Genomic DNA, 21,961 nt, shown 5'->3' with positions numbered 1-21,961 from the left:
AACTTGTGACTAGACGCAACGGTACTGCAGGGATCAATTATCAAGCTGCACCTGTGACGGATTTCCACTGCATCATCGCCGAGAGGCGACGAAGGTGGGTTGAGAGTGCGGAGCGTTGAGTATGAGACGGGACGAAATGATTTCGGACGGCGGAGAAAGTCGAGACGAACCGTGGCAGTCCCGGCCACGATCGAAAGCCCTGCATCATTCGCTCTCGCCTTCTGATGGGCACATGGGAGTTCTCCGCGCGATTATTTAAGCGTTTATGTTGGCGATGCTCGACCTTCGACATGAGCTCGCGCCTGGCGGCAGCGTAGGAACCGAGTTTGTCGGTTATAATTCGCTTTGGAGCGCATCCCTGCTTTCGCAACAGTCTTGTCAGCAATCGCCGAGCAGCCTTGGTGTTGCGGTGGATTTGCACGATTTCGTCGAGCACGTATCCTTCGTGGTCAACAGCCTGCCACAGATAGCGTTTCTCGCCATTGATGGTGATAACGACCTCATCAAGATACCAGATATCAAGGCGGCTTGGTGCGTTACGTCGCGCGCGCCGGGCGTAATCGGGACCGAATTTCATAGCCCAGCGCCGGATCGTTTCGTAGGATACAACAACACCACGTTCCAACAGCATTTCCTCGGCCAGGCGCAAGCTCAAAGGGAAACGGAAATGAAGCCAAACCGCGTGGGCGATGATCTGCGGCGGGAAGCGGTTCGCTTGTAGTTCACGGTCGGTATGTTCATAGTTCCGACTTGGCATGCCCATCCCTACTCGCCCGTTAACGTGACATCCCCCGCTGTCGATGGCGCGATACAAATACATCCATGTTCCGCGCACCTTTATGTAGGTTTCATCGACATGCCACTTTCTGGACGCGGCGCGTTTGCGTTTGCGGCGGTTGAACAGCTCGAGAAGTCGCAACGAATAATGGATGATCCAGCGGTGGATCGTTGAATGGTCGATGGTCAACCCGCGTTCAGTCATCATTTCCTTCGCGTCGCGGAGGCTGAGATTGTGAGCCAGATACCAGCGCACGCAAAGAAGGATCACGGAACGATCGAAATGTCGGCCTTTGAACACGAGAAACCTCACGAGATTGATCCCGCTTACTCGTAAGCCCCGTGCATAAACAAAATCTTTGCAACAAAACCGCCGGCGCTGCTTGTCCCCTTGACGCCATCATCTATCCGTCAATGGGCGTCCGCCGGTGGTTTCTTGGGCGGGGCGACGTTGCGCATGAAGGGCACCAGCATGGTCGCGACCACGAAGGCAATCATGATGGCCAGGAAGGCGTCGGCATAGGCCATCGTCGAGGCTTCGCGATAGGCGAGCGCCCATAATTGCTTGAGGGCTGCGACATGACCGGCCTCGACGCTGCCGGGCGCCGCATGGTAGCGTTCAGCCACCGTATCGACCAGCCGTCCCATAGTGCCGTTCGCGGGGGTCAGGTTCGAAGCGATCGCCAGAAAGTGGAAATTGGTCCGCACATTGAGGATGGCGCCGCAGGCCGCGATGCCCACCGCTCCGCCGAGGTTGCGCATCATATTGAACAGGCCGCTCGCATATTTCAGCCGCTCCGGCGGTAGGCTGCCAAGACCCAGCGTCACGCTCGGCGCTACGGCGAAGACCTGCGGCAGGCCGCGCAATACCTGCGGCAAGAAGAGCTGGTCGCCGCCCCAATCATGGGTGATGAAACTGTAGCTCCACATTGCCGCGCCGAAGGAAGCGAGCCCGGCCATCATCAGCCAGCGCGTATCGAAACGGCGGGCGAGAAGGATGCAGGCTGGCACGCCGATCATGGAAGCTGCGCCGGTGGAGAAGATCGCGACGCCCGTCTGCCAGGCGCTGAAGCCGCGAACATAGCCAAGGAACAGCGGTGTCAGATAGATGGTCGAAAAGATGCCGATGCCGGTGATGAAGGAAAGGATGCAGCCGAGCAGGAAGTTGCGGTTGGTGAGCGCGCGCAAATCGACAACCGGACGCGCGAAGGTAAGGCTGCGGATGACGAACAACATGCCGGAAATCCCAGCTACCCAAGCGCAGATCCGGATCGTCTCGTCGTCGAACCAGTTCCAGCGCGTCCCCTCTTCCAGCACATATTCGAGCGTGCCGAGGAAAATTGCCATCAGCCCGATGCCCGGATAATCGGCTTCCCGCAACAGCTTGAGATTAGGCTCGTCGATCCGCACCATCATCGGGATCAGCACGGTGATGGCGGTGCCCGGCACCAGATTGACATAGAACAGCCAATGCCAATTCAGCGTGTCTGTAATCCAGCCGCCGATCACCGGCCCGAGCGTCGGCGCCACAGAGGCGATCGTCCCGATCACCGCAGCGGAATAGACGCGCCGTGGTCCCTGAAAATAGTGGAAAGAGGAGGTGAATACGGTCGGGATCATCGAGGCGCCGAGCAAGCCCTGCAAGGCCCGGAACACGATCATGCTCTCGATATTCCAGGCCAGGCCGCACAAGAGGCTGGCTAAGGTGAAGCCCGCGGCGGAGGCCGTGAACAGCCAGCGCGTCGAGAACACACGGGTCAGCCAGCCCGACAGCGGGATCATGATGATTTCAGCGATGAGATAGGCCGTCTGCACCCAACTGATCTGGTCCTGTGCCGCCGACAGGCCGCCGCCGATATCCTGAAGCGAGGAGGCGACGATCTGGATGTCGAGAAGTGCGATAAACATCCCCACGCACATGACCACAAAGGGAATGAGGCTTCTCAGCCAGCTCGCGGAGGCGTCATCATTGGGCAAGGCCGATCCTGCCTTCACTGTGGCCGGACATCGACAGTGACTGTCGTCGACAGACCAGGTCTTAGGGTGCCGGCGGCAGAAGCCCCGTCGATCACGATGCGGACGGGCACACGCTGGACAATCTTGGTGAAATTACCGGTTGCGTTCTCGGGCGGGATGACGCTGAAGACCGCACCCGTCGCGGGCGCGACGCTGACGACGTGGCCTTGCAGCGTGTGGCCCGGTGCGACATCGGCAACCACCATAGTGCTCTGGCCCGGCTTCATGCGCTCAAGCTGGTCTTCCTTGAAATTGGCGTCGATCCACAACCCGCTCGAGGGAATGATGGTGAGGAGATAGCCGCCATCCGCGACATAAGCGCCGACGCGAGCGGCGCGGTTGCCAATATAACCGTCGATGGGCGCGCGCACTTCCGTGTAGCCAAGATTGAGGCGCGCGGTCTCCAGATCGGCCTGCGCCACAGCAAGATTTGCTTGAGCCTCCTCGATCTGGGTTCCAAGCACTTTCAGTTGCTGGTTCGCAGCCGCGAGCCCGGCCTCCGAAGCGTCGATGGCGGCCTGCGCCTGCTGATCCGCTACGGCCGCCTTCTGAGCGTTTTGCTCCGAACCCGCGTTGGAACTGGCAAGCGCCAGATAGCGCTTGGCATCCTGGGCGGTGAAAACGGCCTCGGCCTTCTTGGCGACCAGATCGGCCTCGGCCTGCTTGATCGAGGAAAGCTGCAAGGTGAGCCGCGCATTCAGATTGTCGAGCGTGGCCTGCTGTTCCTTAACGTTGGCCTGTGCCCGGTCGAGGGCAGCCTGAAACAGACGGGCATCGATGCGCACAAGAAGTTGCCCCTTACTGACGGCCTGATTATCCTCCACCAAAACTTCGGCGATGTGGCCGGCAACATGAGGGGAGAGCGCTGTCGCATCGCCGCCGACATAGGCGTCGTCCGTCGTCTCCTGCCAGCGGCCGACCTGCCACCACTGATCGCCGTACCAGATTCCGCCCGCGACAACGGCAGCGACGGTTAAGACGAGAAGCGGCTTGCGCGACCGCTTCTTTGCCGGCAGCGGCACGGCACCAGCCTGCACCTCGGCTTCGGAAACCGCCTTATTCATAGCATTTCTCCCCCCTTTGGCTGGACGGCCTCCTCGCCGCTGCCTGAGGCAATCAGAGGAGCGCCGGAGCGCGCCGAAAAGGCGTAACGCTTGCGCATGCGGGAGCTCGCCGCTGGCGTCGCGGCCGATTGGAAGTCGGGAAAAGTCATACGCTTGCCGCTGGCGCTATCGACCAGGACAGGATCGGCCCAGCCGCCCGTCGCCCGATCGACGATGACGACGCTCGGACCTTCCGGGGCGAAATGCTTGTTGCCCCATTGGAGCAGGCTCCAAAGCACCGGGCGGAAGTCGCGGCCGCGTCCGGTCAACACATATTCGTAGCGCACAGGCCGCTCGCTGTAGCGCCGCCGCTCCAGAAGGCCCGATTCCACCAACGCACCGAGACGGCGGGTCAGTATATTCGGCGCGATGTCCAGGCTCTTCTGGAACTCGTCGAATCTTGTGAGCCCAAGCATGGCGTCACGGAGGATGAGAATACTCCACCACTCGCCCACCCGCTCCAAGCTGCGGGCGATTGGGCATTGCATCGTTTGAAAGCTCTTGCGCTGCATGGAACTGGCCTAACGTAACTATCATCACGATAGTCACTTTAGGCACATAACTTTCATTATGCAAGTCATTCGACACCGCCATCAAGTTGTCGAGCGAGGGGCTGAGCCTTCGTTGATTTTGTCGTTCCTCGTGCGCGACCGATTGGAGCAGGCGACGCTCTGCCAACCGGAATAGTTGCGACAGACGCAATAAGAACTAGACTGGCTCCATGAAATTGCATGCAGTGAAATAAGTGGATCGCCTCGAAGCGATGTCGATCGTGCTTCTGGCCGTGGAAAAGGGCAGCATGACTGCCGCCGCAAAAGAGCTGAACATCCCGCTACCTACCGTCAGCAGGAAAATCAGCGACCTTGAGGCGCATTTGGGGACGAAGCTCCTCCAACGCTCGACTCGCAAGCTCACGTTGACCGACGCCGGCGCGAGTTACGTCGAGGGCGTCAAACGGATCATGGAGCAGATCAATGAGGTCGAACGAACCGCGTCGGGTGAATATAATCGCCCGCGGGGCGAGTTGGTGCTGACGGCGCCATTTCTGTTCGGCCAGAAATACATCCTGCCGATCGTCACGGACTTCCTCGGCTCCTTCCCTGAAATCAACGTCCGCCTGCTCCTCTCCGATCGCAACCTCCACCTCTATGACGATCACGTCGACATGGCAGTGCGTCTCGGCGCGTTGCCGGACAGCAGCATGATCGCGACGCGCGTCGGGACAATGGACACGCTGGTCTGCGCCTCGCCGGAGTTGCTGGCCAGCCACGGCACCGCCAAGCATCCAAGGGACTTGGAGAAGCTGCCGTGCGTGATCTTTGCGGGCCCGGCGACCACGACCTGGACCTTTCGCGAACCGCGGGCAAAGCGGGACTTTACTGTCGACATCACCGCTCGCTTGTCCGTCACCTCGGCCGAGGCCGCTTTGCAAGCGACGCTGCGCAACACGGGTTTCTGCCGGCTCTATCGCTACCACTGCGCGGACGCCCTGCGCGCCGGAACGCTGGTGCAGGTGCTCAGTGACTTCGACGTAGATCCGATCCCTGTGCATCTGATCCACGCAGCCCGTAGTCAGATGCCGCTCAAAATGCGCGTCTTCCTTGACCTGGCCGCCAGCCAGCTCCGCGCAGCGCTTTCGAATCTGAAGGCCGGTTAGCCTTTCAGAGCCGAACGGCCACCCTATTGGGCGCTCTACCTACTTTCACTCAGTGAAAGCAATAATCTCGAAATGAGCGCATTATTAGTTCGGGCGTAATGTCGCATTTTCTTCTCACCGGAGCCGAGGTGGCCCCGCTCAAAGGAGAAAGACAATGGCCCGCATCGCCATCCTCACGATCGAAGAAGCACCTGCCAAATCCCAGCCCATCCTGCGCAACTATGTGCAGGTCCTCGGCCTGGTCCCTAACTTCTTCGCAATGATTTCGCAGTCGCCGGACGCTCTGAAGGCGATCGCCGACATGCACGCTACGCTCGGCAAGAGCCTGGGTCACAAGACCCGCGAGCGCATCCACGTGATGACCGCCGAGGTCAACGGCTGCAACTACTGCCTGTCGGCGCACACCTATCTCGGCGGCAAGCTCCAGGGCCTAAGCGCCGAAGACATGGAGCTGAACCGCGAGGGTCACTCGACCGACCCCAAGGCCGACGCAGCGCTCCAGTTCGCCTACAAGGTCGCCAAGGGGCGCGGCCACATCGAGACCGCCGACGTCGAGGCCGTTCGCGCCGCCGGCTTCAGTGATGCCGAGATCGTCGATATCGTTGCCGAAACCGCGTTCAGCTTCATCACCAACATCTTCAACAACACGTTCAAGACCGAGATCGACTCGGCTTTCCCGGCGCTTCAGACCAAGAAGGCCGCCTGATGCGTGGATAGGCCGGGCGTCCGCGCCCGGCCTGCCTGCCGCAGGCCCGTCCCGCTTGCCCGCAATCGAGATCCAAAACGTCCATCGCGTGCCGACGTAACGCGCGAGGTGTCAATTTTCATCGAAACGGGACCCCGGATTTTCATCCAAAAGGGGCTCTGACGCAGATTTGCTGATGTGGAACTCCTAGCTCGCGCCGATCAAACGCGCCTGCGGAAGATCGAGTTTTGCGCGTCCGTACATCTGGCGCTTGATGAGCTTCAGGCGCGTGATCTGGCCTTCCGTCTGTCCATTTGACCAAGGTGAGATGATTGCGTTTCTCACCGCGTCGATGTCCTTCTCAACACCACCGGCAAAGGATCCGACCAGACTGTTCCTGGCGGCCTCAAGCCAGCTATAGAGCCTATGTGCTGTCTTCGAACGAATCATGGATTGGAAGTCACCAATGGCCTTGCGCGCGACAACCAGCTCCGGGACGCTCACTTCAATTGCAGCCACCAGAATCGCCTCGGATTTTGCCAGGCCATCCCGTGCGGTGGTCATCAGCCTGGAGATAACCCTCGCCGACGGCGTTCGCGCGAGCCCACTCTGGTTGGCTTTCTCGGCGAGCCGTCGCCGTTGAGCCCATTGCGAGATGACGCCGCTCTGTCCGGGAAAACGCTTCGCTCTCATCTCGCGCCACAGTTCCAAGGCATTCCTTGCGCCTTCCTCCCAGCGGCTGTTGAGCCAGGGCAGCCAACTATCCAGAGAGCTGGGCTGTGTTCGGAACACATCGAGACGCTGCCCCCGCAGGACATCGCGCACAAGCTTCCGGCTATGGCCGGTTTGCCGGACAATCTGCCGAACTGAGGTTCCTGTCTTCGAGAGCTCCCGGATCGCCTCATTCGTTTCCTGGCGACGCAGATATCCTTCGTACTGTAGCCGTTCCGCGTAAGTTAGAAGCTTGGGATCAACGACATTGCTACCGACCGCCTGCCTGATCTGGCGCATCGACTTGCCAACCGCATCGAGAAATGCCCGACTGGAGTTCTCCATCAGGTGCCAGCGGTCGGCGAGTTGCTCGGCGTCAGGCAAGGCCTTCGCGATGGCCTCACCATAGCCACCGCCCCGATCGCAAGCGACGATCGATATCGGCTGATGTTCGGCAAGCCATGCCCGAGACGTATCCAACGCGCGATCCGGCAAAAGGGTGACTGGCCTCCGTCGCTCCAGGTCGCACACGATTGTTCCATAGGTTTGGCCACGCTTGAAAGCAAAATCATCAATGCCTATGACGGTGAACTCATCGCTCTGATCAGCAATATGACGGCGAACCACCCGCAAGAGCGTGTCGTTACTCACCGGCATCATCAGACGATTGGCGAAGGCTGCGGCTGGTCTGCCACCGAGTGCCAAACCGAGGTGGTGGACGATTGTCTCCAGCCGTTGGGTGCGCCGGCCATAGCGAGCCAACACGCCGTCGCCGAACTGTTCGCAGAAGATGCGCCGACCGCACAGAACTGCATCGCACCAGAACCGACGAGCCAAGACTGTCAATTCCACTCGCCGGCCGCCGAGTGGAAGGTCCGCAGGTCGGCGCACATATCTACTTTGAACTCTCTGGCTTGGCCGCCCGCAGTCCGGACAACTTCCCGAGCGAAGGCGCGATCGCAGTCGAATTTGAACGCTGTTCGCGACGATCTTCACTTCATCCACTGCGAGGCCGTCAGGGGCAAGGCTCGCGCGCTGGAATCGATGCTGCATATGGTGATCCTCCGATGCATCAGCCAAAGCTTCCCCCGCAACAGCAGCAATTCTGAGTCAGAGCCTAGAGTGCCTGAACGCCAATCGTCGTCGTGCTGGGCATGGCGTCTCCGAGCAATTCACGTAGGGCGGTTAGGACCTGCTGGAACGCTTCCGTGGTCGCGTTAACGACGTAAACGCGCATCATGACAATGTCTTGCGCTGACGCCTCCAGATGTTCGAGTGCCACGGTGAGGCTAGCGGTCGCAAGCTTTGCTTGGCCAACGATGTCTTTGGGCGTGTCCTGACTGCCAGGCGCCGCTGCGATCTGGCCTGACAGAAAGGCGAGGCGACCCTGTTCCGCGACACTAATTTGCGAGAACTTGCCTGAGGCCATATTCCACATTGTCGGCGGGTTGTGGCGGCTCACCGACGTCGATGTGCGCGACGGAATGCGCGCGGTCGGTCGGCAGGAAACACGACTTCGCGCTGGGTCATATCGTCGTCCTTTTCACATACCGGCATGGTGCGGCCCCCGTTTTCAACGGTCGGGCAATGCCGCGCTAGCGTTGCGGGCATCGCCCGCCTCCGGATTTCAGCTTTGGCGCAGCTCCTCCTTCAGTCGTGCGACCTCCCGCTCCAGGCGCTCGATGCGGTCGAGCGTATAGTCGAAGCTGGTGGACTCCATCGCCTGAAGGAAAGTCCAGGCGGCCGCGAGGGCGCGCCGAAATTTCCCCGGCTCCGGACCCCGGAATTCGCTGTGTGTGTCATCAGAGGCTCCTCGGAAATGACGATCGGCGCTGGGCTAAATCCTTCGGGTTAAATGGCGGTCAGGCCGCCATCGACGGGAAGGTCGATGCCGGCGACGTAGCTGCTGAGGTCCGAGGCGAGGAACAAAGCCGCGCAGGCGATCTCATCGGGATACGCCAAGCGTCCCAAAGGGGTCATAGCGACGATCTGCTTCCGGGCTTCGGCCGCGCCCTCTCCGGACGGGAACTGACCGTCGAACATGGGCGTATCGACCGCGCCCGGGCTCAACACGTTGGTCCTGATTCCTCGATCCTTAAGCTCGCTGGTCCAGGTCCGCGCAAACGACCGGATCGCCGCCTTGGTGGCGCTGTAGGCGCTGCGGCCGGGGAGACCTTTGTTCTTCCCGGCCGCCGCCACGAGGATGATCGACGCACCGTCGTTCAAGTAAGGCAGCGCCTTTTGAACTGTGAAATAGGTGCCGCGGGCATTGGTATTGAAGGTCTTGTCAAAATGCTCGGGCGTCGCCGTGGCGGTCATCGTCTTTTCGACGAAGGCCGCGCCCGCAAAGAGCACGTCGATCTTGCCCTTCCGTGCGACGGTCTCATAAAGGCGGTCGAGGTCATCGAGCTTTGAGATGTCCGTCTTTACGCCGGTGATGTTCTCGCCGATCTCGGCGACGGCCTTGTCGATCTCGGCCTGCCGTCGCCCGCCGATGAACACATAGGCGCCCTCTTCAACGAACCTTTTGGCGGTCGCGAGGCCGATGCCGCTGCTGCCGCCGGTGACGATGGCGATCTTGTTTTTCAACAAAGACATGTTGCTTCCTATATTTTGGGTGCAGAGCTAGCAGTTGTTTGACGGTTCTTTACTACTCGGGTCTCTCCGCCACGGTGCGCGCTGCGCTTAGGGCCGTCTCCCTGACCCTGACGCCCAATCGGTGCGCTGTTTCATTCACGGCCAAGAAATGCCCTGGGTCAGCGTCGACTTGCCGTCGCCGATACACGCCGATACCGCGGCGACCGTCGCGGCGGCGATCCCTTCGGAATCGAGAATAGGAAGGCTGGCGACGCCCGCGCGATCGGCGCCAATACCGGCGTCATTGAAGAAGACGAGACGTGGCCTGAACGCCCTTGTCATTGGCGCGGCCGTTGCGCCGCCATGACTGCCGCTCGCGACGACCGGACCTGCGTCTTCCGGAGTGCCGAGTGAGATGGAGCCTATGCAGAGGACGCCGTGAACGAAGGTGCGTCGCTCAACCGGCGCCTCCATGTTTGTGTCGTGGGGCCAGGGCGCGGATTTCAGACATTCCACGGCTTGCGCGACGGTCTGCCCGTTCTCGACACCACATGCAGCTGCAAGTTTGTTGGCGCGACTGATGATACCGCGATTGAGCATGTCTGCGGCGTCGCCGACCCGGGCGCTGTCGGCTGCGACGGCCGCCATGGCCATGCAATGTTGCTCCGCCCAGGGCAGACCTCTGACGCCCACCTCATCTCGACCAATGCCGCAGTCATGATGAATAGCAGCGCGAGCGCCAGCCTTTGCCGAGAAATACGCCGCGTATGTCGTTGCGTTCGACCCGCCAAGGACGACGCCACCGTTAGCTTCAAGAGGAAGCTTCGTCACGCCGTCCATGACAATAACAGGAACGTTCATGCCGTTGCCGCCCCCGCGACAAGTGCAACCGGGGTGTTCAAAAGAGACATCCTGTTTCCTTCTTCGGTGGGGGCAGGTCGGCCGCACTTGATGGGCCTTGTTGATCAGGCTGCCTGCCTCTCGGCCCCGAAGACGAACATGAGGATCACGCATGGGTCGTCCGAGCGGTTGTGGAATTCGTGGAAGGCTCCGTTCTGAACGAAGAAGTCGCCCTCCTTGGCCGTGACCGAGCGCATCTGGCCGTCTTCTCCTGGATAGGCGATCTCCACTTCGCCCTTGAGTACCACCGCGAGGTCGACGGTGTCGGTCCGGTGCATCGCACCGCCGAGCTCACTAGGGGTCATACCCCCGCCGATGCCGAAATCGATCTTGGCCATCAAGGCCCCGAGATCCGTCTCGCCCGCTTTCTCAGGGGGAACGACCTGGAGATCGACGCGAACCGAATCCTTTGGCCCGAAGATCCCAAGCCGCTTGTATTCACCGAGAACTTGCTCAGGCGTAAGGGGCAGTTGGGGAATCTTGTCGAATCCCCATATATTCGTGACCCGATCGGCGGTTTCGGTGTCGAGAAGATCGTCCACTTGCATGACGACACCAGACTTGGTCTCGGCGCTCACAATTCGTCTCATCTTCATTTCACCCGCCCCCTCAGAGTTGCGACCAGCCGCCATCGACCGGAATCTCAAGGCCGGTCGTGAAGGTCGCGTCGAAGGCGAGGAAGAGGACGGCCTTCGCGATCTCCTCCGAGGTGCCGAAACGCTTCATCGGGATCATACCGGTCATCTTCTCCCGGACCTGGGCGGCCATGTTCTTATCGGGAAACACTTTGTCGAGGATCGGCGTGGCGATGGGACCGGGCGACACGGCGTTGACGCGGATGCCCTGGGGAAGCAGCTCGGTTGCGAGCGTCCGAGCCAGGGATCGCAGCGCGGCCTTGGCAGCCCCATAGGTGGCTTGCCCAGGCAGTCCCTTGACGTTGGCGACCGAAGTCGTGAGGACGACGGAGCCGCCCCGGTTGATGAGCGGCGCGAACTTCTGCACCGCGAAGAACGGCCCCTTGGCGTTGAGGCTGAACATCTCGTCGTAGATGGCCTCGGTGACGTTCGCGAGTGGCGCTGGGATACTGAACCCCGCGTTGACGAAAAGCAGGTCGATCGTGTCGAACTCGGCCTTCACCTGAGCGGCGAGCGCGTCGATATCGGTCAACGACCGCGCGTCGCTCGAAACCACGAGGACGTCACTTCCAAGCTCCTGCTTGGCCGAGTCCAGGCCGGCTTGCGAGCGGCCTGTCACCAGAACGCGCGCGCCGCCATCGAGGAGCTTCTTCGCCGTCGCGAGGCCCATGCCGCTGGTGCCGCCGAGGATCACCACATTCTTATCTTGATACGGTGCCATTCACATTCTCCTTGGACGCCATCGCGCCTGTGGTTTTTGGACAATTTCGGATGATATTTCTGCGACGCGACGGCGGTCAGGTGTTAGGACACCGCGCTCAAAGATGCCGGGTGAGACAGGTCGGCGCCGGAGACCTTGACGACGGCGTGCCATGCGGCTTCCTGGCTGGCGCGAACGTGGAGGTGTGGCTCTCGCTGAAGCTCCATCGGGCCAGAGAACTTCCCTTTGGCCGAGGCGAAGAATTGCCCTGAGACGTCGGTCCCGAACTCCGACGCCTCGATGTAGCGACTGGCCGCAACCTCCGGCGTCTGATTCATGCCGGGAATGAGGTTCACGATCGGAATCATCAGATACTTCAACAACGGGCCCGCGTTTCGCGCGACGTTGGTGGCGTTCGACGCGCCGGGCGAGACAGCGTAGACGGCCATACCGGACGGCAGCCGGCGCGCCAGCGCCTCGGCCCACCAGGCGATCATGAGCTTCGCATCGGCATACGCAGTGTTAGGCGAGTACTTCACGTTTGGTCCGCTGCGAATGAGGGCTTCAGCAGCCGCGGTTTGGTCGCCCCCGTAGTATTTGGCTGCGAACGCCGGCAGGTCGGTATATTTGAACATGGGCACACCCCCGCGAGCAGGCTCCGCGCTGGCGATGACAATCCGCGCCTCGGGGCCCAGCAGGTTGGCCTTGAGCAGCCCAACGGTCAGTTCATGATGGCCGATAAGCGGGGCCTGGGAGGCTTCAACGCCCTCCGCAGTGATCACGCGCTTCTTGGTCGGGACCAATCCGGCATTGAGCAGCAGGAAATCGATCGGCCGACCGCGCTTGACCAGCTCGGCGATCGCAGACTTGGCGCTGGCGGCACTGTTCAGATCAAGCTCGAGCGGCGTGAAGATCCGCTTCTTGGTCTCGTCGGCAAGCTGGGCGTCAGTTTCCTTGGTCTTGGCCAGGCTGCGCCCCGTTACGATGACCTCCTGCCATCCCCCATCGGCGAGCAAGCGAGCTGCGGCATAACCGAGCCCGGACGTAGCGCCGGTGACCAGAGCGATTGAATGTCTCATATTTGGTTCCGCCGTGAGAGAAGGTCGGATCGTGAGGCCACGAGCCAGCTTGCTATTTTTGGACTGATTTTTTATATATTGGGATAGAACACATGGTCAAGGATTTTTGGACCAGATGCTAAGAAATTCGAGCAGGGGTCGTGGGCGCCCCCGGACCTTCGACGAGAGTGAGGCGCTGGACAAAGCGACGCGGATCTTCTGGTCGAGAAGCTACGACGGTGTGGCGATCGACGATCTCATCGCTGGCATGGGTGTGGGGCGGCAAAGCCTGTATTCCGTCTTCGGGGACAAGCGGACGCTCTTCCTGCGCGTCCTCCGGACATATGCAGAGCGAAAAGGCGCCGGCGCGGCGAAGGCGCTCTTTGCGCCACCGGCTCTTCGCGACGGGATCGCCGGCTTCCTGAGGCACGCCGTCGAAGTTGCGACCGAGGAAGGGTCGGTCCGAGGATGCCTGATGGTGTGCGTCGCGCCGCTCGTGGACGACGCTGAGGTCAGGCAGTTTCTGAAGGATGCCGCCGCAGGCGGCGTTGCGCTCGTGGAACGCCGCTTCCGAGACGGGATCAGCGCGGGAGAAATCCCATCTGACTTTCCTATCACCACGCGCGCGCGCCAGGTCATCGACCTTGCCCGCGGTCTGACAATGCATGCGCAGTTAGGCGCGCCACGCAGGACGCTCCTGAAAGACGCCGAAGAAGCGGCCGAGTTGGTGCTCCTGCCGCAGCGTGGAAAGGCATCGCCAGAAGTTTGATGCTGGATGGCGTGAAGGTTGGAGCAAATAATCCTCTCGACCAGTCGCAAGAAGCAGGCGTTGCGAGCCGTCGTCCCCAGCAGTTCCAAGAATCAGGACGCGATCGACGCCGGGGTGGAAATCCGCCTTGGTCGCGGACGACAGCCTCCCACTCCGTCAACCAGCCGATGGCTACGCTCCGCAGCCCGTTGCTTCACACGCGCAGATGCACAACAAACTACCCAGCAGCCGTCGCGCATCCTCTCGCCCGTGAACGAAGCCGACCTGCAGGCCGCCGACAAGCTGCCGCAACGTTGATCGATTGCAGCGCGCGCTCCGCTAAGGGCCTGCATGTCAGATATCGGCCAAGCATTCGCGCGCCACCATTCATTGAGGTCGATAGACGGCCTTTTGCTGTTCAGCCGGAAACTGCGCGGTCCAGCTTGTCTCGATCAGACTTCCATCACCGGCCAAGATGTCGATGCCATACATAAAGGGCTTGTCGTCAACCGTTTCGGTCCATCCCATTTCGGTCGGGGAGACCGTCTGTACCGCAAGTTTCACCGTCGAACCGGCTCGCGGACCTTGGTTGATCGCTGGTGGCCCATTTGGCACCACTTCGAAGAAATTGCCGTCTTTGAGTCTTGCCCAACGAATGCGGCCGTCAGAGAGCTGTCAGCGTGATTGTCTCGGCAACGTCGAGCCCCGGTTTGGTGCTACGCCACGTTCCAGGCAAACCGCGACCATCGCCGACGCGCTGCAGGATATCCTGCGACCGCTCCTCCCCGCCATCAGGCAGGATCGCTTTTGTGTCGATGGTCAGCGTCTGCTGATCGGGCGAAACGGTGAGTATGCTGCGATCGACTTCTCGGCCATTATTGCGATGAATCCGCCTCCATTTATTATCGCTGATTGCCTTGAGGCTCGTTGTCCGACCGGAGACCGTGGGATAAAATCGTCCGTCATCTCCGATATCGAAGGCCGCCGCGCCGAAATCGAAGTGATAGCCGGTGGGAATACGGGCGATCCGGATTGTCGTGCCTACCAGCTGGCTGTGGGCCCGGTCCAATCTCCAGGTTCCAAGCCAATGGAAGTCAGCCGCGTGCAGCGGGTGCCCAAGGACCGTCAATGTCAGCGCCAAAACGGCATACCTTAGGTCTCGTGGACAAAGGGTATCCAGAGCAATGCTGATGCAATGCTGACGAAGCGGAGGTAGGATTTGGTTTTGTCGTAGCGGTTAGCGATGCGTCGCCAGTTCTTGAGCTTGTTGAAGAGACGCTCGACGAGGTTTCGCCAGCGATATTTCATTTGATCATGGGCGATGGGTTCACGACGGTTGCGCTTGGCCGGTGTCGCTTTCCCTTAGCGATTTCAATCGCAAAAAGGTCATAATTAATTAGGGTTAGGCGCTAAATTGAGCCGGATTGTCCTCTAACGATTTCAATTTTCATTCGTCGTGGCGAAGCGACTTCACGCTCCAACGGCACGGCCACCGTCTTCGTCGGTGTTCGCCAGCCAGTCGCTGCGGATGCGTGTTCATCCCCTACCCCGCCCTCTTATAGGATCCCCCACGCCCGGTAACGCCCGCGGCCGGTCAATTCGCGCAGGCCTAGTTCGGTAATCAGCGCTTGGGCCGAGCGAGAGCTGATCTTGAGGGTTTTCGTCACCACTGCGGTTGTGATGAGCGGCGAGCGCATCACTAGGTCGATCAGGTCGGGTAAATGTGACGTCGCGCGCCGCGCCTTCAATTTCAGCTTGAGCACCTCGTGCGCGGTCATCCAGCGCTCATGCTCCTTGAGCCCGGCCTGGGCCATGGCCGCAATCCCCTCGAGGCCGGCGATGAGCCGCGTGGTCGGATCCTTGGCCCGCCGCCGCTCCCAGGCAATGGCTTTCAGTCCGCTGCTCAGCCCCGGAAGGGCGCACAGCTTGCCGCGCTGCCGAAGGAGGTCCGCCACCAGCAGCCGGCCGAGCCAAGGCTGCCGCTGCAGCGGCTGGAGCGTCTCCCAAGTATCCAGCGCGATGACTGCCAGCAGCGTTGGCGGCAGAGGCAGGGCTCCTCCCAGGGGTGGGACCCCTCCCAGCGACTCTGCGCTGGCGATGACCTGCCGCCACGTGGCGAAGTCCCTCTCCTCATTCCAGTCCGGATCGTAGATCAACGGGTTCCGTTCCCGGCGCGGTCGGCCCGCTCCCGAGGACCGCGCTCCAGTCCGGGACGGAGCCGCGGCCTGAGATTCCACCCTGGGTGGGGCGCCCCCCAGGGGCGGGGCCCCTCCCAGGGGTGGGGCCGCACATTGGGGCGAAGTCCCATCTCGGGAGGCGGCCTCGCCGCCGCTCCCGGCAAGGACGCGCGCGCTGCGTGCCATGGCGGCGTCGGCGAGTTGCATCGCCGCCAGGAGCTCTTGCTCGGCGCGTGCGTCCGGGTCATCTGACGGCGGCGATCCTAACTTTTGATCATCCGCGATCGGGCCGTCGGACCCTTCTCCCCGCCCTGCTCCGGAAAAACTCCCTGGAGATTTGGTGTCACCCGCCAGCGGGGATAGGATGTCTGCCGCAGCCGTCGGCAGACTTTGCGCCGACAAGGACCATCCTGGGGCATGCGCGGCGATGCGGCGGCGGGTGCGCAGGATGGCGCAGGCTTGATTGAGCTCAAGCGTGGGGATCCCGACGCCGAGATCGGCATCGCGGAGGACGAGGTCTTCGGTGTGGACGAGATCGCCGGCCAGCCAGAGGCTGGCGGCGGCGTCGGCGAAATGCTGGCGGGCGATCCATCCCATCCGGATGGGGCTGTGGCGCAGCCGCTCATCCAGTCGCGCCAAGGCCTGCTCGGCCGCCGCCATGGGGCCGGCGAGCTGCGCCCAGGGGAGGGTCTTCAGCGTGAGATGCGCGTCCTCCCAGGGGTGGGCTGCAGGGCGCCCCAGAAAGGACGGTCCGAAGGGAAAAGTCTCTGCCATGGTTTTCACTTAACGATTTCAATTTTTCACTTTAGCGTTTCAATTTCGGGTGTTGTCGATGAGCGTGAAAAGACCAACGAAAACATAGCTGTAGGGTGTATTTTGCGCGGTCCCTTTTCACTTAAGCATTTCAATTTGAAGTGCTTAAGTGAAAAATTGAAATCGTTAAGTGAAAGCGACAGCAGCCTGTGGCGGGCGGATGTCGATCGGGTCGGACGATGTCTGTGGTTCGTTAACCATATGGCGAATCATCATAAAAACTTTATAACGGAGGCTAACACGGCGCTCGCCTCCGTCATAGGGCATTGTTGATTTTTGCCGCTCTGACTTCCGATAAGGACCGCTTATCGGAAGTGATCGAACCAAGTCTTGACCAAGTGGCGCAAAAGCCGTAAATTTCGCTTCACAATCCCGCAAGATCGGCCTTTTCGCGCCCCGCGCGGCCGAATGGGACGATAGTCCGGAGCGCGCTATGACCCTCACCGTCAAGATCGGCGAAGCCAAAACCCATCTCTCAGAGCTCCTCGCCAAGGTCGAGGCCGGCGAGGAGGTCGTTATCCAACGCGGCCACGAACCGGTCGCCAAACTCGTGCCGTTCGACGATGGCCTGCGCCAGCGCGCCGCCTTTCACGGCCTGATCGCCACCCGCGACAGCGGCGCCATCAAAAAGGTCAGTCTCGACGAAATCCTGGCCTGGAAACACGAAGGACACCGCTATTGACGGCGCCCTCCGCAGGCAGCGCCCACGGCGCGGGTGGGCTCGTCGTCGACGTGTCCGTCGCTGGCGCCTGGATCATGCCCGACGAGAGCAGTACCGTCAGCGTTGCCGTCGGCGAGCGCGTCCTCGCGGAAACGGCCTGGGTCCCCGATCTGTTTTGGCATGAGGTGCGCAACCTGCTCGTCATGGCCTGCCGGCACGGCCGGATTCCGGAAGACCTGGTCTGGCGGCAGCTCGAACGGATCGAAACCATGCCGATCCGCGTGGCGCCAACTAGTTCCACGACCGTCCTGCGGCTCGCCCTCAAACACGGCCTCACCGCCTATGAGGCCAGCTGTCTCGCCGTCGCCCAGGCGCTGGCCCTGCCGCTCGCCACCTTCGATCGCGCCATGGCCAAGGCCGCGCAGGCGGAACAGATCGACCTGCTCATCGCGGCGGCGGGGCCATGAGTCCCGCGCCGCGGCCGACGGGCCTGGGGCGGAAAGCCGCTGCCCCCGGAGGTGCCGCCTCCCCTCCCCTCACCGACGTCCAGTACAAGCGCGCCTGTGAGCTGGACGCTCTGGCGGCGGTGGTGTCCTGGGACACCCGCGACAAGCTCGCCACTCTGCTCAGCGACGACGATATCGCCACCCTGCGCCATCTCGTTGAGACTGGCATGGGCGCCAATACCCTGCGGGCGCTGACCTCGGACCTGGGCTATCTGGAAGCCTGGTGCGTCGCCGCGACCGGCACCCCCCTGCCCTGGCCGGCACCCGAAAGCCTAGTGCTGAAATTCGTGGCACACCACCTCTGGGACCCGGCCAAGCGCGAAACCGACCGGACCCATGGTATGCCGGCCGAGGTCGCAGCCACCCTCACCGCTCAAAAGCTGCTCCGCGGCGCTACTCCCCGGGCGGTGTCGACCGTGGAGCGGCGGCTCGCCTCGTGGTCGACCCTGCATCAATGGCGCGGCCTGGAAAGTCCGATCAGTACGCCGACGGTGCGCAAGGCTTTCGGTTTTGCTCGCCGCGCCTCCAACCGGCCGCGGATTCGGAAGAGCAAGACCGCCGTGACCCGGAAAATCCTCAATCGGCTGACTGCGACCTGTCACGGAGCCCGCCTGACCGATGCGCGGGATCTAGCGGTGTTGCTGCTCGCTTTTGCCTCTGGTGGCCGGCGGCGCAGTGAAGTCGCCGGCCTGCGGGTCGAACAATTGGTCAAGCAACCGCCCGTGCCAGTCGATCCGCGCAAGCCGGAATTGGGAACCCTGCCCTGCCTCGGAATCCGCCTCGGCCGAACCAAAAACACGACCGCTTCGGACGACGCGACGGTCTATCTCGTCGGCCCACCGGTCGTTGCGTTGCGCGATTGGCTCGCCCGGGCGCGGATCGCCAAGGGCGCCGTGTTCCGTCGCATCGACCGCTGGCAGGTCATCGGTGAGCGGGCGCTGACGCCAGAGGCGGTCAATTTGATCGTCAAGAAGCGTTGCCGCGCGGCCGGGTTACACGCGGAAGAATTCAGCGCGCATGGATTGCGCGCGGGCTATCTGACCGAGGCCGCGCGGCGCGGCATTCCCCTGCCCGAGGCCATGCGGCAATCCCAGCATCGCTCGGTTCAGCAGGCCGCGAGCTATTACAACGACGCCGAGGCCGCCTTGGGGCGGGCGGCGAGGCTGGGACTTTAGCTGGCAGCCACGCCGATCATCCGCTACCGTCAAGAACAAATCAGGCTCCTGGTCGCCGTACGTGGACCGAGGAACCGGAGCATCTGAGCGTCGTGGGGGGAATATATTCGCGTCATTGCTGCCGGGAGAGCTCATCTGAACCACTAAGGTGTGCCGCCCCGAGCCTCCATTCGAAATCTTGGCGACCCGTTTGTCCGCGTGCCTAATCGGGCAGGTCGTCATTCTACAAGATTGAGGATGTGCCATTCGGAGAGGCGCGGCGCAGACGAGCTCCGGATGAGTTTGATCGGGCGTTTTTTCGGCCTGACGCCCGCATCAGGAAAGGCACGTAGTAAGGGCACATCGTTTTATCGATTCGCGGGCGCTGCGGCGGCGATCTCGCATTTATTGCGCGGCTCACCGGTACTTCCGCCTGAGTAAACCGGTCAGTGCTTGGGTAGAACGCTGACGGCGTGGTAGGGTAGGGGGAATCAAGACAGTCGATGCCAGGGGGCATTCTTGGATTGACCTGAGTTCTCAGCTGAGAACTTGCTGTGGAGAAGTGCCGCATTCGTCAGCGAGTACGGTTAGATCTGCGCAGTATAGAATTATAGATTTGGTTGGTTCTCAGCGGAGAACCTCCTGATCAAGCAAATCCGACGAACCTCACCCAGCGATGAACGAGATCAAGCTTGCGTTAACTTTTTGTCAACACTTAATTCGTTGACGGAATGGGCGACTCAAGGCATTTTTACGCTCAATTAGTCTAAACACTGACTTGAGCGTTTTTCATGGCCGATAGCATAAATGTCGCAGACGATCGCAAGATCGAACGTAGGTCACTAACGCGACTGATCGAAGCGGATGCTGATTTGTTGAGCGCGCAGCTCCATGAATTGCGGTCCCGCGCCTTTCCGCCGAGCGCGGAGAAGGAACTAAGGAAGTTCATGGCGGGCGAGGCGGCAAGGCTAATTGGAATTAGCGACGCCTATCTCCGATCACTCGTTCTTGAGGGAATTATCGACGACGCCGAGAAGAATCCAGCGGGCCGGCGGCTCTATTCGCTGTCACAAATTCACGAAATTCGCGATTATCTCGGGCGCAGTCGAAAGGGTTATGTGCCGCGGCGCGGGCCGGCTGATAAGCTTCAGGTGATCGCGATCACGAATTTTAAGGGCGGCTCTGGGAAGACAACGACTTGCGCCCATCTCGCGCAATACCTTGCACTGCGAGGTTATCGGGTGCTCGCGGTCGATCTGGATCCTCAGGCCTCATTATCTGCCCTATTCGGAATCCAACCCGAATTCGATCTCCAGCCGAACGAAACAATCTATGGCAGCATTCGTTACGACGACCAACAGCGGCCGCTGCGGGAGATCGTCCGCCGTACGTACTTCGCTGGGCTCGATATTGTACCCGGCAATCTTGAACTGCAGGAGTTCGAGCACGAAACGCCGCGCGCGTTGGCGGAGCGAACGCGGTCTGCGGATAAGATGTTTTTCACACGGGTGGCGAGCGCACTGAATGGCCTTGAAGCCGACTACGATCTGGTCGTTCTCGATTGCCCGCCGTCCCTCGGGTATCTGACGTTGTCTGCTTTGTGCGCCGCGACATCGGTACTCGTCACGGTGCACCCGCAGATGCTGGACGTTGCGTCTATGTCTCAATTCCTTCAGATGACGGCCGGGCTTTTCGGAGTGGTCGAGCGTGCCGGCGGAAACGCTGGCTATGATTTTTTCCGGTACGTCCTGACGCGCTACGAAGCGAACGATGGCGCACAGTCGCAGATTGCTGGTCTGCTAAGGGGGCTTTTCGGGGAGCGGGTACTGACGAATGCCATGGTTAAATCGGCGGCGATATCCGACGCAGGTGTAACCAAGCAGACGCTCTACGAAGTGGGGCGTGAGAATTTTCATAGGCAGACGTATGACCGAGCCATCGAAGCGCTTGATGCAGTCAATGGTGAAATCGAGGGTCTCGTCGTGCACGCATGGGGGCGCAAATGACCAAGCGGCGGGATGCGCTGAGAGAATTACTCACACCAATCAAATCTGGGTTCTCAGCTGAGAACTCAGCGCCGCGGCCGCGACCTTATGCGGCTTCGGGCGCCCTGCAGAGCGTGAACGATGCGATCGCCGGCCTAACGAGTGAGGCGGATGAACTGCGCCAGGCGCTAGCGAGCGGCGAGAAGATTGTTGAGCTCGACCCGCGCGAGATAGATGCGTCGTTCGTCAGGGACCGGCTAGGAGGTTTCGACGGACCGGAATTTGAGGCGCTCGTTGAGAGCATCCGGGAGAGCGGACAAATTCTGCCAGTGATGGTGAGGCCGCATCCGAAAGCAGCGGGCCGGTTCCAGCTAGCGTTCGGGCATCGCCGCGTAGCAGCGGTCAAACTGTTGGGTCGCAAAGTGAAGGCCCTGGTGCGCGAGCTCACGGACGATGAGCTTGTGGTTGCTCAGGGCAACGAAAATATTGAACGGCAGGATCTGAGCTTCATCGAAAAAGCGATGTTTGCGTCTCGCTTAGAGGACATTGGCATTTCGCGCACCGTGATCATGGCAACTTTCGGGACAAATTCCAAAGGCGTTTTGTCGGAGATGATCTCTCTAATCCGAAAACTTCCGGTGGAACTGATTGAGGCAATTGGCGCCGCTCCCGGAATTGGCCGACCTCGGTGGGATGTTCTTGCGGCACAGGTCGCATTGACGGGCCATGCAGCATGGAAGGCGGTTGTTGAGGCAGCTGGGTTCGCTGGTCTTTCTAGCGTAGAGCGATTCGAGAAGGTCTGTAGCGAGCTACGTGAAGGACAGTCGCCGAAGCGACCGACGATAGAAGGCGGGATCCCCTGGACGGCGATCGACCGGTCGGTAACAGTCACGGTGAAGGCCACGGCGAAGAAGGCCGTAGTTACTTACGAAGCGAAGGAGGGATTGAATTTCGCGAATTATGTCGCGGGTCGCCTGGACGCCCTGTTCGAGGATTTCCAGAAGTCTCGTGAAACATCAAGAGGAGAGTAATCAGCAAAAGAAAAGGCCCCCATAACGTTTCCGTCACGGAAGCCTCTCTCTTACGTTTGGCGACTAA

General features: G+C 61.0%; 24 protein-coding genes and 1 pseudogene. 10 read left to right on the top strand and 15 right to left on the bottom strand.

The window, feature by feature from the left end; genetic code table 11:
- Nucleotides 1-40: 40 nt before the first annotated feature.
- From V9T28_RS22760 to V9T28_RS22740, 5 genes and pseudogenes are all read right to left on the bottom strand, one after another.
- Nucleotides 41-763 carry an IS6 family transposase gene (locus tag V9T28_RS22760; RefSeq protein WP_245424196.1) on the bottom strand — a complete coding sequence of 241 codons (723 nt, stop codon included), beginning with the start codon at nucleotides 761-763 and terminating at the stop codon, nucleotides 41-43.
- Between the two features lie 15 nt (nucleotides 764-778).
- Nucleotides 779-1,090 (bottom strand): annotated as a pseudogene (locus V9T28_RS23420) (IS6 family transposase); the annotation flags it as partial.
- A 98-nt stretch (nucleotides 1,091-1,188) separates the two neighbouring features.
- The gene (locus V9T28_RS22750; protein ID WP_116401954.1) at nucleotides 1,189-2,697 is read right to left on the bottom strand and encodes an MDR family MFS transporter; all 1,509 of its coding nucleotides are present in this window, start codon (nucleotides 2,695-2,697) and stop codon (nucleotides 1,189-1,191) included.
- Nucleotides 2,698-2,768: 71 nt separating this feature from the next.
- Nucleotides 2,769-3,857, bottom strand: coding sequence for an HlyD family secretion protein (locus tag V9T28_RS22745; RefSeq protein WP_116401955.1), 1,089 nt, complete (start codon nucleotides 3,855-3,857; stop codon nucleotides 2,769-2,771).
- A complete protein-coding gene (locus V9T28_RS22740; RefSeq protein ID WP_116401956.1) occupies nucleotides 3,854-4,408 on the bottom strand; it encodes a winged helix-turn-helix transcriptional regulator in 555 nt (184 codons plus the stop codon). The genes V9T28_RS22745 and V9T28_RS22740 overlap by 4 nt, the downstream gene beginning before the upstream one ends.
- Before the next feature lie 233 nt (nucleotides 4,409-4,641).
- Here V9T28_RS22740 and V9T28_RS22735 point away from each other — a divergent pair, with 233 nt between their 5' ends.
- Nucleotides 4,642-5,553: a LysR family transcriptional regulator gene (locus V9T28_RS22735; RefSeq protein ID WP_116401957.1), complete on the top strand. Its 912-nt coding sequence runs from the start codon at nucleotides 4,642-4,644 to the stop codon at nucleotides 5,551-5,553.
- Between the two features lie 154 nt (nucleotides 5,554-5,707).
- Complete coding sequence (locus V9T28_RS22730) at nucleotides 5,708-6,259, top strand: carboxymuconolactone decarboxylase family protein (RefSeq protein ID WP_116401958.1); 552 nt, start codon at nucleotides 5,708-5,710, stop codon at nucleotides 6,257-6,259.
- A 186-nt stretch (nucleotides 6,260-6,445) separates the two neighbouring features.
- Here the strand turns inward: V9T28_RS22730 and V9T28_RS22725 are convergent, their stop codons facing one another.
- From V9T28_RS22725 to V9T28_RS22695, 7 genes are all read right to left on the bottom strand, one after another.
- Nucleotides 6,446-8,002, bottom strand: a complete 1,557-nt coding sequence (locus tag V9T28_RS22725; RefSeq protein WP_116401959.1) for an ISL3 family transposase — start codon at nucleotides 8,000-8,002, stop codon at nucleotides 6,446-6,448.
- A gap of 64 nt (nucleotides 8,003-8,066) precedes the next feature.
- Entirely contained in the window at nucleotides 8,067-8,378 is a 312-nt protein-coding gene (locus V9T28_RS22720) for a RidA family protein (protein WP_199500203.1), read from the bottom strand.
- Nucleotides 8,379-8,800: 422 nt separating this feature from the next.
- Nucleotides 8,801-9,547, bottom strand: coding sequence for an SDR family NAD(P)-dependent oxidoreductase (locus tag V9T28_RS22715; RefSeq protein ID WP_116401961.1), 747 nt, complete (start codon nucleotides 9,545-9,547; stop codon nucleotides 8,801-8,803).
- Between the two features lie 135 nt (nucleotides 9,548-9,682).
- The gene (locus tag V9T28_RS22710) at nucleotides 9,683-10,366 is read right to left on the bottom strand and encodes a hypothetical protein (RefSeq protein ID WP_147306480.1); all 684 of its coding nucleotides are present in this window, start codon (nucleotides 10,364-10,366) and stop codon (nucleotides 9,683-9,685) included.
- 125 nt (nucleotides 10,367-10,491) lie between these two features.
- Nucleotides 10,492-11,004 (bottom strand): cupin domain-containing protein, encoded by a 513-nt coding sequence (locus V9T28_RS22705; protein ID WP_199500205.1) that lies wholly within the window; start codon nucleotides 11,002-11,004, stop codon nucleotides 10,492-10,494.
- A 31-nt stretch (nucleotides 11,005-11,035) separates the two neighbouring features.
- A complete protein-coding gene (locus tag V9T28_RS22700; RefSeq protein WP_116401963.1) occupies nucleotides 11,036-11,782 on the bottom strand; it encodes an SDR family oxidoreductase in 747 nt (248 codons plus the stop codon).
- An 83-nt stretch (nucleotides 11,783-11,865) separates the two neighbouring features.
- Nucleotides 11,866-12,840, bottom strand: a complete 975-nt coding sequence (locus tag V9T28_RS22695) for an SDR family NAD(P)-dependent oxidoreductase (RefSeq protein WP_116401964.1) — start codon at nucleotides 12,838-12,840, stop codon at nucleotides 11,866-11,868.
- 220 nt (nucleotides 12,841-13,060) lie between these two features.
- Here V9T28_RS22695 and V9T28_RS22690 point away from each other — a divergent pair, with 220 nt between their 5' ends.
- The gene (locus tag V9T28_RS22690) at nucleotides 13,061-13,588 is read left to right on the top strand and encodes a TetR/AcrR family transcriptional regulator (RefSeq protein ID WP_245424185.1); all 528 of its coding nucleotides are present in this window, start codon (nucleotides 13,061-13,063) and stop codon (nucleotides 13,586-13,588) included.
- 366 nt (nucleotides 13,589-13,954) lie between these two features.
- Here V9T28_RS22690 and V9T28_RS22685 read toward each other — a convergent pair whose 3' ends face one another.
- The 3 genes from V9T28_RS22685 to V9T28_RS22670 form a co-directional block, all read right to left on the bottom strand.
- Complete coding sequence (locus V9T28_RS22685) at nucleotides 13,955-14,131, bottom strand: hypothetical protein (protein ID WP_158554856.1); 177 nt, start codon at nucleotides 14,129-14,131, stop codon at nucleotides 13,955-13,957.
- 100 nt (nucleotides 14,132-14,231) lie between these two features.
- Complete coding sequence (locus V9T28_RS22680) at nucleotides 14,232-14,636, bottom strand: hypothetical protein (protein ID WP_116401966.1); 405 nt, start codon at nucleotides 14,634-14,636, stop codon at nucleotides 14,232-14,234.
- Nucleotides 14,637-15,123: 487 nt separating this feature from the next.
- Nucleotides 15,124-15,723, bottom strand: a complete 600-nt coding sequence (locus tag V9T28_RS22670; protein ID WP_158554857.1) for a DUF1612 domain-containing protein — start codon at nucleotides 15,721-15,723, stop codon at nucleotides 15,124-15,126.
- A 135-nt stretch (nucleotides 15,724-15,858) separates the two neighbouring features.
- Here V9T28_RS22670 and V9T28_RS22665 point away from each other — a divergent pair, with 135 nt between their 5' ends.
- From V9T28_RS22665 to repB, 7 genes are all read left to right on the top strand, one after another.
- Complete coding sequence (locus V9T28_RS22665) at nucleotides 15,859-15,996, top strand: hypothetical protein (protein ID WP_158554858.1); 138 nt, start codon at nucleotides 15,859-15,861, stop codon at nucleotides 15,994-15,996.
- 165 nt (nucleotides 15,997-16,161) lie between these two features.
- Nucleotides 16,162-16,830: a hypothetical protein gene (locus V9T28_RS22660; RefSeq protein ID WP_158554859.1), complete on the top strand. Its 669-nt coding sequence runs from the start codon at nucleotides 16,162-16,164 to the stop codon at nucleotides 16,828-16,830.
- A 160-nt stretch (nucleotides 16,831-16,990) separates the two neighbouring features.
- A complete protein-coding gene (locus tag V9T28_RS22655; RefSeq protein WP_116401969.1) occupies nucleotides 16,991-17,239 on the top strand; it encodes a type II toxin-antitoxin system Phd/YefM family antitoxin in 249 nt (82 codons plus the stop codon).
- Complete coding sequence (locus tag V9T28_RS22650) at nucleotides 17,236-17,685, top strand: type II toxin-antitoxin system VapC family toxin (protein WP_116401970.1); 450 nt, start codon at nucleotides 17,236-17,238, stop codon at nucleotides 17,683-17,685. The genes V9T28_RS22655 and V9T28_RS22650 overlap by 4 nt, the downstream gene beginning before the upstream one ends.
- Nucleotides 17,682-18,899 (top strand): site-specific integrase, encoded by a 1,218-nt coding sequence (locus V9T28_RS22645; protein WP_116401971.1) that lies wholly within the window; start codon nucleotides 17,682-17,684, stop codon nucleotides 18,897-18,899. The genes V9T28_RS22650 and V9T28_RS22645 overlap by 4 nt, the downstream gene beginning before the upstream one ends.
- 770 nt (nucleotides 18,900-19,669) lie before the next feature.
- Nucleotides 19,670-20,884 (top strand): plasmid partitioning protein RepA, encoded by a 1,215-nt coding sequence (repA, locus tag V9T28_RS22640; RefSeq protein WP_116401972.1) that lies wholly within the window; start codon nucleotides 19,670-19,672, stop codon nucleotides 20,882-20,884.
- A complete protein-coding gene (repB, locus tag V9T28_RS22635; RefSeq protein WP_116402097.1) occupies nucleotides 20,881-21,894 on the top strand; it encodes a plasmid partitioning protein RepB in 1,014 nt (337 codons plus the stop codon). Before repA ends, repB begins: the two co-directional genes overlap by 4 nt.
- Nucleotides 21,895-21,961: the final 67 nt, after the last annotated feature.

The sequence above is a fragment of the Methylovirgula sp. 4M-Z18 genome, from assembly GCF_037890675.1.
GTDB lineage: Bacteria > Pseudomonadota > Alphaproteobacteria > Rhizobiales > Beijerinckiaceae > 4M-Z18.
Note: the sequence above shows the minus strand (reverse complement) of the source record. Positions and strands in the feature narration are given on the sequence as shown.